The organism is Acidobacteriota bacterium (genome assembly GCA_026393675.1).
Classification (GTDB): domain Bacteria; phylum Acidobacteriota; class Vicinamibacteria; order Vicinamibacterales; family JAKQTR01; genus JBAXOX01.
Map to the genome: position 1 here is coordinate 146,547 of JAPKZQ010000003.1, position 12,600 is coordinate 159,146.

Sequence of the window (12,600 nt, forward strand, 5' to 3'; positions counted from 1 at the left end):
AGTCTATGAATATCATCGGCATCGGGATTGACGCCACCGATATTCCCCGCATCGACCAGGCCCTCAAGCGGTTTGGTGATCGGTTTGCGCAACGGGTGTTTACCGAGGCCGAGATCGCCTACTGTGCGGACAAGCATCATCCCGCGCCACATTTCGCCGCCCGGTTCGCCGCCAAGGAGGCGACCATGAAAGCCCTCGGCACCGGGTTGTCGCAGGGCGTGACATGGCGGGATATCGAGGTTGTGCGCGGCGGCGGCCCACCCAGGCTGGTGCTGCGTGGTGGCGCGCTTCGGCGATTCGAACAACTCGGCGGGACGTCTTCCCTGTTGACCATCACGCACGCCGACACCCTCGCGCTGGCGCAGGTCCTGCTCATGAAGGCTTAGTGCTTCGACTCGCAATTACGGTTGCGTATTCTCGCCAGGCGATCCGGTCAAAATGCTCGCTCAGCACTAAGTCCTGAGGGAATAAGTTCGTCGCCGAACTTATGAATCGAAGGACTTAGTAGACAAAGTCGATCGACAACCGGCGTTTGCAGGCCCGCGGCCACGCTCTTTCCGCCCGATCGACTTCCCCGCCCGACGGCGCACACAACTCCTTTCTCTTCCCCGTGTTACACGGCCCAGGTCCCGTGCGCGAGACGCCGGCATCGGGCTTGCCTGTTGTGATGGCGTGACGCGGGCCGGCTTCAGCAGTGCCGCTCTTGTGCGCCTGGGGTCAACCACCCTTCCCGGCCCGCGCACTTTCAATCCAGCAACCACCTGGCGCCAGGGCACACGACGGCCGAACGCGGAGTTCACGATGATCGTCAAGTTTTCGCCCAACGACAAAGGCAATCCTCCCGGCAAGCTTGCGGAAGCCGAGCTGCATTTCAGCGAGGGCAGTCTGAACGGGATGAAGCTGATTGGATTTGGCGTCTGGGAGCGGCGCAACGGCTCCGGCCGGAACGTCACGTTTCCGGCGCGCCAGTACTCCGTGAATGGCGAGCGGCGCAGCTTTGCCCTGCTCAGACCGGTCGCCGACGCCGCCAGCCAGGAACGGCTGCGCGACGTCATTCTGCAGGCATACACCGAGTACGAGTCGCAGTTGGCGATGGCGGAGTAACGGCAGCGGGCGACGGCGAGCGGACCGAACTACTGGATCGAGTTCCCGGTCGACCGCGAACGAACGATGATGCCGCCGTTTGGGCGGACGATGGTCGAGTCGATGGGCTCGCCCTTCCGGAATCTGGCTCGAGCCAGCGGGTCGTAAAAGCGCACGACCACCTTCTGGCGCAGGTCCGCGAGTGCGGGCCAATCCAGGCGGCCCAGTGGGCTCGCGGCCGAGAACCGCTCTCGGAAGGCGTCCTCCTCCGGTATCTCGAGGGCGAAATACGGGTGGTACCCAGCCCGTCGGAGATGATCCACCGTGCGATCCAGCCAGGTTGGATCGAGCCAATCCCAGCGGAGTGTGAGACCGCCGCCGTAGAAACGCAGACTTCCGGAGTGCTGCACGCAGATGAACACGGATCGAGGCGGCAGATGCTCGGCGGCATAGCGCCCGGCCTTCACGTAGCGTTGTGCGACTTCCTGAAGGGCGAACGCCTGGCCCTCGCGCGCGGTCTGCACGTAGATCGAGGCCAGCGCGAGAATCACCACCACCGTGAGCGGCGCTCGCCATTCCATCGCCAGGGTGCCGATGGCGCGGAGTGCGACCCAGGCCGCCAGTGCCAACAGAATGGGCAAGGCGGGCAGCAGAAAGCGGAGATACCACCACTCTTCAAAGGGAAAGTACACGAGGTAGCAGCCGACGACGACGGCGGCGAACCCTGTCGACCACAGCACGCGGCCGACAGCAGGAAGGTTGTTGGGCGCGTCCGAGCGGCGGCCGCGATGTGCCAGCCAGGCGAGAATCGGTGCCCCGAGTGCCAGGTACACAAACGGTGTCTGCGTCTGCCACAGCCAGACCGGATAGCGGGCCAGGTTAGCTGGAATGTTCTTGAGGCCGAAGAGATCTCGTGCCGCCCCATAGCCGGACATAAACGGGTCGCCGTAAATCGTATAGCTGAGTGTCAGTACAAACGCGAGCGCCAGCGCGAACGGCACTCCGAACTCCAACACGGCTCTGGCTGCGGCCCCGCGGGTTCGCGCCCGCACGTACGCCTCGTAGGCGACCCATGGCACGACGTACAGGCCCAGCGGCGTCAGGTTGGGACGGGTCAGCAGCGCAAGCCCCGCGCACAGGCCAGCTCCCAGGAACCGTCCCCGAGTCATCAGCGCGAGCGACGTCACCCACCAGGCGGTCACCGGTACGTCGCTCATCGGCTGGAACAACTGGAACAGGAACACCGGGCTGGCGGCCAGCAGGATCGCCGTCATCGCGCCTGGCACTGGTCCAACCGCCGCTCGAGCCCAGTGGTAGGCCGACCACACGGCGAGCGCGCCCAGAAGCGGCACCACCCAGAAGACGGCGTTGGGGCCGAAACACCTGACAACGACCGCCATGACCAGCGGCAGCCCCGGGGGGTACGTCGGTACGCTGACGCCAGGGACAAGCGCGGGGCGGTAGCCGAGCGGCGAGAACGTCCAGTCGGCAGCCGGCCACGGCGACTCGAGGGCGATCGGATTGGCCGTCGTGATATCGCCTCTGGCCCACAACAGCGCCTGGCTCACGTACCCATAGGAATCCGCGCTTCCGGCGACAGAATCTCCCCACACGAAGCCGACGATCAGAACGGTGCAGGCGGCGGTAGCGGCCAGCCAGGTCGCCACTCGGTCACGCCGATCCCACGCGGCCCTGAGCGCTGGCCGCAAGTACGAGGGGGCATCCAACCATCCGGCGAGCACCGCGGACACCAGCGCCACCGACGCCGCGACCCAGGGCCGATGCGCCCGGACCAGCACCGAACCCACAGTGAACGAGAAGCCTCCGGAGACCACGACCGCGATGGCCACGAACGCCGACAATGCGGACACAGTCAGCAGGAAGAACCGGGCCACGCGGGATCCAGGATGTCTACGGCCCATGGGAAGGTTCAGAAGGTCTCAGGACACAATTGGCAGCAGGCGAGTGTTCCCGGCTGCGCGCTTCGGAGGCAACGTCACCTCGGCGCGCTGACCTTTTTCGAACTCCGCCTTGTAGAACGACGCCTTCAAACCGCCGTCGATGATATCCCACGGGAGCACCTTGTCGCGGCTCCGATCGCGGAACACGTAAAAGTCGGCGTCGACGCCCGTCTCTGCCAGAGCGGCACGCCACTGTCCGCCGTTGCGTTCGGCAGCGGCAATCACAGGGGCCACGCGCCGGTCGCCCAGCGACAGCAGCGCCTGGTAGAAGGAGTGGCGCTCCGATTTGAGGGAGAAGTACACATTGTCGAGATCGGCCACGAGCGTTCGCAACCGCTTGAGCTTCCGCTCGACAAGCTTCGGGTCGTCCATCGGGAGCCACTGATACGCGGTCCCCGGCTTCGGAACGAGCGGGTTTACGCTCGCGCTGATTCGGCCGACTCGGCCGCGCCGGCGCGCGTGCGTCATCATGCTCTCGCGAATCCTCGCCGTCAGCTCGCGAATGGCCACGAGGTCGTCGTCTTCTTCAGTCGGCAGGCCGATCATGTAGTACAGCTTCAGGTTCTCGATCCCACTCTCGAAGATCTGGTCCGCCCTCTCCAGAATCTCCTCGTTGGTCATCGTCTTGTTGATCACGCGCCGGAGACGATCGGACCCGGTTTCCGGCGCGATCGTGAGCGAGCGTTCGCCGCTTTGCTGCAACAGACGGATGATGGGTTCGGTCAGATCGTCGAGCCGGAGCGAGGCAGGACTGATCGCGTATCCCATCTCGACCAGGCGTGCGAGCAGGCGCTCTATGTCCGGGTGATCGCAGAGCGCGATGGACACGAGGCCGATGCGGCGGGCGTGGGGACGAGCCGCCTCGGCAATCTCGATGATCCGATCCGCCGGAAAGGCGCGCACGGGCAGGTAGTTGTAGCCGGCCCAGCAGAACCGGCAGAGATTGGCGCAGCCTCTTACGACCTCCACCAGCAGACGCGACCCGAACTCGGTGTCCGGCGTAAAGATGCTTGTCGCTGGCGGGTCCACTGCGGCCGTCGTCGCCAGGGCGGCTTTCCGGACAGGGACAGGCGCGTGGCTGTCTGCCAGAGGCACGAACGCCTCGATCGTGCCGTCTGGCTCGTAGCGGACCTCGTAGAGCGACGGCACATAGAACCCGCGCTGCTGCGCGAGCGTGCGGAGATGCGCGGCCCGATCACCCCCCGACCGCAGGTGCTCGACGAGGGCTGGCACCAGCACCTCGCCTTCGCCCACCGCGATCACATCGGCGAACGGCGCCAGCGGTTCCGGATTAACGAACGTGACGGCGCCGCCGATCACAACCAGTGGATGGCGCGCGTGGCGATCGGCGGCATAGATGGGCAACCCGGCCAGCCGCAACATCGACACGACGTTCGTGTAGTCCCATTCGAACGAGACAGAGAATGCCAGCACGTCCATGCCGCCGACCGGCGTTTGCGACTCGAGCGTGATGAGCGAGCCCGGCGACTCCAGCGCGCGGGCCAGTTCCTGCTTCGGGGGCAGAAACACACGTTCACACACGACATCGTCGTGGGCATTGAACAGCCGGTAGACCGACTGGAAGCCCAGATTCGACATGCCGACGAAATACGAGTTCGGAAACGCGAGCGCCACGCGCAGCCTGTCGTGATGGGGCTTGCGTACGAATCCGACCTCGCGCGCGAGGGTCTCCCGTGCCTGTTCCCGATGTGATCTCTGACGCATGCGTGTCCGGCGGGTTGACGGGTCCGTACAATCGACGAGCCCCGCTCGTCCTGAACCTTGCGCTCAGGCGGCGGCGCTCGAAGATGCCGTGGTTGTACTCAGTGTACCACGCGCCCGCGGACACGGCGGCCGCAGGCAGCCCGTTTTACGGCTCGATTGAGAACCGGAATCGTCCTATGCCTGCTTCAATCGTCGCAGAAACGCCGGCACGTCGATGGCCTCGGCCGCGGCATCTGCGTCGGCGTCTGCGCCGCCCGGCGTTGCGAGCGTCGACGGATCGGTCGCCGGGGTGGCCGACACGAACACGCCCACTCCGTGCCGGCGAGTCAGCGACAGGCTCGGCGCCGCCAATCCCGAACCGGACTGCTGATGCTGCAACCAGTTGGTGTAATGCGTCAGGTCGACGGGTGTCTGCCCCAGATTACCAGGCACAACCCGGCGAGATCCTTCCCGATCGAATCCAGTGGCGATCACCGTGATCTTCACCCGTCCGTTAAGCGTCGGGTCGATCACGGCGCCGAAGATGATGTTGGCGTCCTCGTGTGCGGCCTCCTGCACGATCAGGTTTGCATCGTTCACCTCGGCGAGCGACAGGTCGGCACCGCCCGTGACATTGATGATCACGCCCCTGGCACCCTCGATCGAGGCGTCTTCGAGCAGCGGACTCGAGATCGCCGTCCTTGCCGCGTCAACCGCGCGCGTGTCGCCCTCGCCGATGCCGGTTCCCATCACCGCCACGCCCATGCCGGTCAGGATGGTCTTGACGTCCGCGAAGTCGAGGTTGATCAGCCCTGGCACGAGAATCAGATCCGAGATCCCCTGGATGGCCTGCCTGAGCACGTCGTCGGCCGTGGCAAACGCATCCACGAGCGGTTGGTGGCGCGCGATGGTCGCCAGCAGTCGTTCGTTGGGAATGGTGATGATGCTGTCGACCCGATCGCGCAGTTCGGCCAGGCCGATTTCGGCCTGCATCGACCGCTTGCGTCCTTCGAACTTGAATGGACGCGTGACGACCGCGATGGTCAGCGCGCCCAGTTCGGCGGCCAGGGCGGCAATCACCGGGGCGCCGCCCGTGCCAGTGCCGCCGCCAAGCCCAGTCGTCACAAACACGAGGTCGGCGCCGTCGAGGGCCTGGATGATCCGCTCGGTATCCTCGAGTGCGGCCTGCCTCCCGACGTTCGGATCGGCGCCGGCGCCCAACCCCTTGGTCAGCCGCTCGCCCAGCTGGATCCTGGTCGGGGCAGGGCTCTGCCGCAGCGCCTGCATGTCGGTGTTGGCTACGATGAACTCGACACCCGGAAAGCCTTCGCGCACCATGCGGTTGACGGCATTGCTGCCTCCGCCCCCGACGCCGATGACCTTGATGCGGGCGCACTTGTGCTGCGTGTCATCGATGGTCAGCCGCAACGGCGATTCCGGGCGGCGTGCGTCGGTGGTTGGTGTGGTTTCGTTCGGGTTCGACATCAACGGCCTCCACTCCTCGTGTGCTTCGTGATCGCGGGTGCCGGGCAGGCTACCCACGTGTGTCATCCATGAAGAAGAACTGCTTGAACACCCCGATCAGGCTGTCGGTCAGCCGGCCGAACGAGGATGCCCCGGTGTGCTCTAATGCCTGCACACGCTGCTGGCGCGCGCGCAGCAACAGCCCGACGGCGGTGGCAAACGACGGGTTCCCGATGTGGTCCGCCAGTCCGCCAACAACGCCGCTCGGCACTCCGCGCCGCACGGGCAGATCGAAGATCTGTTCGGCGATCTCCGGCATGCCGTCGAGGTTGGCCGCGCCGCCGGTCAGGACAATGCCCGAATTCAGCAACCGCTCGTAGCCGGCGCGGTGGATCTCGTCCCACACCTGGTGGAACATCTCTTCCGCCCTCGGCTGCACGACTTCCGAGAGAATGCGCCGTGCGAGTGTTCGCGCGGGCCGCCCGCCGACACTGGCGACCTCCATCACTTCGTCATCGCCGACCATGGACGAGAGCGCGCATCCGCATTTCCGCTTCAGCTTTTCCGCCTCTGGGATCGGCATGCGCAGCCCGACGGCGATGTCGTTGGTGAAGTGGTCGCCGCCGATCGGCACGACCGCGGTATGCCACAGGCAGCCACGTTCGAAGATGGCGAGGTCCGTCGTGCCACCGCCGATATCCACGACCGCCACGCCCAGTTCCTTCTCATCCTGGGTCAGCACAGCGTCGCTGGCCGCGAGCTGTTCGAGGACGGATTCCTTGACGTTGACACCGGCGCGATTGACGCACGCCACGAGGTTCTGGGTCGTGGTGATGCCGCCGGTCACGATGTGGACATTGACCTCGAGTCGCGACCCCGTCATCCCCACCGGATCGTTGATGCCGTCCTCTTCGTCGACCACGAAATCCTGGGGCAGGACGTGGAGAATCTCGCGTCCGCTCGGCAGGCTGACCGCGCGAGCCGCCTCGATCGCCCGCCGCACGTCGTCGCGCGTGATTTCCCGGTTCTTGCCCGCCACCGCCACGACGCCCCGGCTGTTGAAGCCCTTGATGTGGGTGCCCGACAGGCCGAGGTAGATGTTGTCGATCTCGATCCCGGCCGTCAGTTCGGCTTCGTCGATGGCCTTTCGAATCGACTCCACGGCCGCCTCGACATTGACCACCGCGCCGCGCCGGATGCCCTGCGAGTCGGCGACACCGAGGCCAATGATGCCGATGTCGCGACCGTCGAGGAACTCGCCGACGATGGCCGCCACCTTCGAGGTGCCGATGTCGAGCCCGACCAGATGCCGCTCTTTTCGTCCCACTCGTCCTCCGCCGCTATGGCTGGTGCCGCTCGCTTGGATCGCGCGAGGGTGGTGTCGTAGCCGGCCTGGCGGCCGCGCCGGTCGTCCCGCGTGCGGGACCGACATAGACGCGCTCGCCAAAGCGAAGATCCACGTAGTCAATCTCCGGCACACGCTGGCGCAGCGTGGCCTGGAGATCCGCGAATGTCTGCAGGCGTTCGGCGAACTGCGTGTCGCCGAGACGGAGGACGGCCGAATCGCCGTCGAGAATCACGTGCACATCGTGCGCGTCGCTGACATCGATCTGCGACACCCGGCGCGCCAGCGCCGGCCTGGTCCGTAGATCCGCCATGAGGCGGCCGACTGTCTGGGCGCGCGCGTGGTCGACCCGCGGCCTGGGCGAAACCGCGTCGCGGACGAGCCCGTCGATGATCGGCAGGTCGAGGTCCGAGTAGCGGGGACCGAATTCATCGATCGTGCCGGTCCCGTCCACCAGGTGGAGTTCGTGGCCAATCCGCGCAAGGCCCAGCGGCTTGCGCTCACGAATCTCGACCTCGATGGTCGCGGGCAGCCGCCGCCGCAGCGTCGCGTCGGCGACCCACGGCGAGGCCAGCAGGCGCGAACGCCAGCGGTCGAGGTCGATTGCGAGCAGACTGTCGCCCTTGAGACCGTCAAGGAGCGCGAGGATCTCGCTCTTCGGCACGCGCTGATTGCCCGTCACGCTGATGTGCTGGACCCGCAGCCATCGCAGGTCGGCTGCGGCGCGGGCGAACCAGTAGCCGCCGTAGATGAGCACACCGGCGACGACCAGGATCCGCGCGATGCGCACGATGGGCCGAACGCGGAGACGTCGCCGCCGCGGCGTGTGAACCTGGCTGCGAAGGAAGCGCTTGTCGGATGGTACGGTGACGGCCATCTCAGCCACCCCCTCCTTCCGTGCGCCGAAGCTCCGCGAGCAGGCGATCGCCAATACTGCTGATGGAACCGGCCCCGAGCGTGAAGACGGCGTCGCCCGGACGAACCAGCGACAGCACCATGGGCACCACGGCGTCGAGCCCCTTCACCAGGTGCACGGGCCGAGGCAGCCCGGCGTTCATCGCCGCCGCGAGCGCCTCGATTGTCACGCCGGGGATCGGGTCCTCGCCGGCGGCGTAGATGTCGGTGAGGACCACCTCGTCTGCCTCTCGCAGGGCGGCGCCGAACCGATCGAGCAAGTGCGCCGTTCGGGTGTACCGGTGGGGCTGAAACACCGCGATGATTCTCCGCCGGAGCGTGGCGCGGGCCGCCTCCATCACGGCCGCGATCTCGGTCGGATGATGGCCGTAGTCGTCGAACACGAGCACGCCGCCCGCCTCTCCGCGCCGCTGGAACCGTCGATCGGCGTTCTTGAACGACGCGAGTGCCTCAGCGATGACGGCCAGGGGTATACCAAGCTCCAGCCCGACGGCGACCGCCGCCAGCGCATTCTGCAGATTGTGGCGTCCGGGCGTCTGCAGCCGCAGCTCACAGGTCTCGGTGCCGGAACCGGCGTCGTGCCCCAGCGCGGCCAGTACGCCCGCGCCCGCCTCGACCCGGCAGACCCACAGTTCCTGTTCCTGCCGCACATCGCATCCGCGCACGTCGGCTGGGCCGGTCCCGAGGCCGTAGGTGATCACGCGACGCGTCATGCGCGGCAGCAAGGCCTGCACGTGGGCATCGTCTGCGCACGCGATGATCGCACCGTAGAACGGGACCTTGTTGGCAAAATCGAGAAAGGCGCCGCACAGATCATCGAAGTCGCGGTAGGCCTCGAGGTGTTCGTGATCGATGTTGGTCACCACCGCCACGGTCGGCGACAGCCGGAGAAACGACCGGTCACTCTCGTCGGCTTCGACCACCATGTACTGTCCGCGCCCGAGACGGGCGTTGCTGCCAAACGCACTGAGCTTGCCGCCGATGACGGCGGTTGGATCGAGGCCCGCGCGCTCGAGCACGACGGCAATCATCGACGTGGTCGTGGTCTTGCCATGCGCGCCGCCCACCGCGATGCCTGTTCTGAGCCGCATCAGTTCGGCCAGCATCTCCGCTCGGGGAATGACCGGAATCCGCCGCCGGTGGGCTTCGATCACCTCGGGATTGTCCGGACGCACCGCCGACGAAAACACGACCACGTCGGCCTCGCCCACATGTCCCGCCGCATGACCGATCGCCACCTGCACGCCGAGCGTCTGCAGACGCTCGGTGATATCGCTGGATCTCTGATCGGATCCGGACACGGCATAGCCGAGATTGGCCAGCAACTCGGCAATGCCACTCATGCCAATGCCGCCAATCCCGACGAAGTGCACGCGCCTGGTCCGTCCCAACATCGTCACGTCCTATCCTTCGGCCGACGCCTGTTGAGAGATGTTCAGGAGCACGCCCATGCCAGCCAGGCTCACGATGAGCGACGAGCCGCCGGCACTGACAAAGGGCAGCGGAATCCCCTTGGTCGGCATCATGCCCAGCACCATGCTGATGTTCACGAACGCCTGCACCGCAATCATCACGGTGAGGCCGAGCGCCAGCAACGAGCCAAACGCGTCAGGCGCCCGCGAGGCCACGCGCAGACCGCGCCACGCGAGGATGCCGAAGCACGCCAGCATGAGCGTGGCCCCGACCAGCCCGAGTTCCTCCGCCGTCACGGCGTAGATGAAATCGGTCTGGGGATACGGCAGGTAGAGCATCTTCTGGATGCTCTCGCCGAGTCCCCGGCCTGTCACGCCGCCGGTGCCGACGGCAATGAGCGACTGCAGCACCTGGAAGCCCTTGCCCAGCGGATCCTGTTCGGGATGCAAGAAAATCAGGAACCGCCGGACCCGATATTGCTCCGAGAGCCCGACAGCCACCAGCAGCGGGAGCGTCACCGCCGCGATGAGCAGGAGGTGGCGAAATGGAATGCCGGCTGCGAACACCATCACGGCCACCACCGCCAGCACCGCCACCGCGCTGCCGTAATCCGGTTCGAACACGATGAGCGCCAGCACGACGGCCAGCACGACGGCAATCGGTCCGAGGGCGTAGCGCAACTCCTTGATCCGATCCATCCGCCGCTCGAGCACCGCCGCTGCGAAGATGATCATCGCGATCTTGGCGAGTTCAGACGGCTGAATGCCGACATTTGCGAGCCGGAACCATCGGCGCGTGCCGTTGATTCTCGGGCCGAAGACCAGCACCGCCACGAGCGCCACGATCGTGAAGGCCAGCAGGGCCCAAATGAACTTCGGCATCTGGTAGGCGTGGTAGTTGACCTTCATGGTGACGGCCATGGCCGCGACGCCGAACACCGTGAGCAGGATCTGTTTGATCAGAAGCTGGCTCGACTGGCTGCCGTTCTGCGGCGTCAGCATGTTCGACGCGCTGTACACCATGACCAGGCCCGAGAAGGCCAGGACAATCGTGGTATAGAACAGCATGCGATCGGACTTCAGCTTTCGCGCCATGATCCTCGCTTCGCCCTAAAGTTCGCCAACGCTCCCACCGACATCACCAGAGGCACCAATCACCCGGGACCCTGGTCCCCGGGTGTCGGGCCGCCAGCAGTCATCAGCCAGCCAACGGGCAGGAACACCAGCTACCCGCGCCGGGGCGGCGCGGGGTCCCAGCAGCCAGGTCCCTACTTCGTTCGGCCGACTGACGACTGCTCACGGCCCGACATGGAGCAACCCCGCCTTCTGTCACGCCCTACGCAGACGCGCGACCTCGGCCTTGAAGGCCCGGCCCCGTGCTGCGTAGTCGACGAACATGTCAAAACTGGCGCACGCCGGCGCCAGCAGTACCGTCCCACCGCTTTTCCCCGCCATCCTGGCCGCAGCTACCGCCTCGGCCATTGACGTCGTCTCGATGATGGTGACCGCGGCGCCGAGCGCTTCGCGGATCAGCGGCCTGGCCTCACCAATCGCCACGATGGTCGCGCGGCGCGCGACGAGCGCATCGCGAAGGCTCCCGAAGTCGCCGCCCTTGAAGCGGCCGCCCATCACCACGACCAGGTCGGCGCCGAATGTGTCGATGGCCTGCCGGGCCGCGTCGATGTTGGTGGCCTTGGAGTCATTGACGTAGCGCACGCCATCGATCTCGTCGACCCATTCCATGGCGTGCTCGAGACCGCGGAACGCCGAAACCGCCGCCGCGATATGTCCGGGCCGAGCGCCCGCCAGCCGCGTGATCGCCGCCGCCGCGAGCACGTCGGCCATCAGGTGTGGTCCCATCAGCCGCACGTCGGATGTTCGAACCAGCGGCGTGTCGCCTTCGTCTCCCCGTTCAACCACGCAGCCGTCAGCGACCGTGACGTCGGCGTTCGCGTCCCCTCGCAGGGCGAACCGCCGCTGACGCGCACGGCCGCGCCGCGCCAGTTCCAGCGTCTGCGGATCGTCCGCGTTGACAACCGCCCAGTCCGCTTCGGTCTGCCGCGCGAAGATCCGCGCCTTGGCGTCGGTGTACTCCTGGTAGCTCGCGTGCCGGTCGAGGTGATCAACTGTCAGATTGAGCAGCGCGGCAATCCACGGATGAAACGTGTCGACCGTCTCCAGTTGGAAGCTGCTGACCTCCACGACATGGATGGAGTCCGGCGTCGACTCACCCACCTGTCCCGACAGCGGCGCCCCGATGTTCCCGCCGACCAACACGTGACATCCGGCGCGCTCGAGGATCTTCCCGGTCAACGCCGTCGTCGTCGACTTGCCTTTGGTGCCGGTGATCGCGATGACGCGTCCCCGGAGCCAACGGAACGCCAATTCGACCTCACCCATGATCGGCACGCCCCGCTCGCGAGCCGCCACGATCGCCTCTTGCGAGTGCGGCACGCCGGGACTGACGACGATGAGGTCGGCCGACGTGAACAGCTCGACCGGATGCGATCCCAGCACGAGCCGCACGCCCGCGGCGACCAGGGCGGAGGCTTCCTCGATCGAGCCGTGCAGATCAGTCAGCGTGACGCGCGCGCCGCGTTCGACAAGCAGACGCGCAGCGGACGCGCCGCTGCGGGCGCCTCCCACCACGACCGCCTGTTGTCCACGCACGCTGAACTCGCTCATATCCATCCGTTCTCAACGCGTGTCATGGCCC

10 protein-coding genes are annotated in these 12,600 nt (G+C 66.3%); 2 read left to right on the forward strand and 8 right to left on the reverse strand.

Translation table 11 applies throughout. The features are described from left to right. Positions 1-5 precede the first annotated feature (5 nt). Positions 6-386, forward strand: coding sequence for a holo-ACP synthase (gene acpS / locus NT151_01120; protein MCX6537524.1), 381 nt, complete (start codon positions 6-8; stop codon positions 384-386). A gap of 415 nt (positions 387-801) precedes the next feature. After that, positions 802-1,104, forward strand: coding sequence for a hypothetical protein (locus tag NT151_01125; GenBank protein MCX6537525.1), 303 nt, complete (start codon positions 802-804; stop codon positions 1,102-1,104). Positions 1,105-1,133: 29 nt separating this feature from the next. On the opposite strand, the gene NT151_01130 is transcribed toward NT151_01125, so the two are convergent. The 8 genes from NT151_01130 to murD form a co-directional block, all read right to left on the reverse strand. Next, positions 1,134-2,978, reverse strand: a complete 1,845-nt coding sequence (locus NT151_01130) for a hypothetical protein (GenBank protein MCX6537526.1) — start codon at positions 2,976-2,978, stop codon at positions 1,134-1,136. A gap of 45 nt (positions 2,979-3,023) precedes the next feature. Next, positions 3,024-4,769, reverse strand: a complete 1,746-nt coding sequence (locus NT151_01135) for a radical SAM protein (GenBank protein MCX6537527.1) — start codon at positions 4,767-4,769, stop codon at positions 3,024-3,026. A 174-nt stretch (positions 4,770-4,943) separates the two neighbouring features. Next, positions 4,944-6,233 carry a cell division protein FtsZ gene (ftsZ, locus tag NT151_01140; protein MCX6537528.1) on the reverse strand — a complete coding sequence of 430 codons (1,290 nt, stop codon included), beginning with the start codon at positions 6,231-6,233 and terminating at the stop codon, positions 4,944-4,946. A gap of 49 nt (positions 6,234-6,282) precedes the next feature. Further along, entirely contained in the window at positions 6,283-7,539 is a 1,257-nt protein-coding gene (gene ftsA, locus NT151_01145) for a cell division protein FtsA (protein MCX6537529.1), read from the reverse strand. Positions 7,540-7,552: 13 nt separating this feature from the next. Then, positions 7,553-8,434 carry an FtsQ-type POTRA domain-containing protein gene (locus tag NT151_01150; protein MCX6537530.1) on the reverse strand — a complete coding sequence of 294 codons (882 nt, stop codon included), beginning with the start codon at positions 8,432-8,434 and terminating at the stop codon, positions 7,553-7,555. Between the two features lies 1 nt (position 8,435). Continuing rightward, the gene (gene murC / locus NT151_01155) at positions 8,436-9,866 is read right to left on the reverse strand and encodes a UDP-N-acetylmuramate--L-alanine ligase (protein MCX6537531.1); all 1,431 of its coding nucleotides are present in this window, start codon (positions 9,864-9,866) and stop codon (positions 8,436-8,438) included. 9 nt (positions 9,867-9,875) lie between these two features. Beyond that, complete coding sequence (ftsW, locus tag NT151_01160; GenBank protein ID MCX6537532.1) at positions 9,876-10,979, reverse strand: putative lipid II flippase FtsW; 1,104 nt, start codon at positions 10,977-10,979, stop codon at positions 9,876-9,878. Between the two features lie 234 nt (positions 10,980-11,213). Next, on the reverse strand, positions 11,214-12,569 hold the full coding sequence (gene murD / locus NT151_01165; protein ID MCX6537533.1) for a UDP-N-acetylmuramoyl-L-alanine--D-glutamate ligase: 1,356 nt from the start codon (positions 12,567-12,569) through the stop codon (positions 11,214-11,216). Positions 12,570-12,600 lie beyond the last annotated feature (31 nt).

What these genes read in the sequence shown, in the direction of transcription:
- acpS (MCX6537524.1), top strand. Translation starts at nt 6, where the DNA reads ATGAATATCATCGGCATCGGGATTGACGCCACCGATATTCCCCGCATC.
- NT151_01125 (MCX6537525.1), top strand. Translation starts at nt 802, where the DNA reads ATGATCGTCAAGTTTTCGCCCAACGACAAAGGCAATCCTCCCGGCAAG.
- NT151_01135 (MCX6537527.1), bottom strand. Translation starts at nt 4,769, where the DNA reads ATGCGTCAGAGATCACATCGGGAACAGGCACGGGAGACCCTCGCGCGC.
- ftsZ (MCX6537528.1), bottom strand. Translation starts at nt 6,233, where the DNA reads ATGTCGAACCCGAACGAAACCACACCAACCACCGACGCACGCCGCCCG.
- NT151_01150 (MCX6537530.1), bottom strand. Translation starts at nt 8,434, where the DNA reads ATGGCCGTCACCGTACCATCCGACAAGCGCTTCCTTCGCAGCCAGGTT.
- murC (MCX6537531.1), bottom strand. Translation starts at nt 9,866, where the DNA reads ATGTTGGGACGGACCAGGCGCGTGCACTTCGTCGGGATTGGCGGCATT.
- ftsW (MCX6537532.1), bottom strand. Translation starts at nt 10,979, where the DNA reads ATGGCGCGAAAGCTGAAGTCCGATCGCATGCTGTTCTATACCACGATT.
- murD (MCX6537533.1), bottom strand. Translation starts at nt 12,569, where the DNA reads ATGAGCGAGTTCAGCGTGCGTGGACAACAGGCGGTCGTGGTGGGAGGC.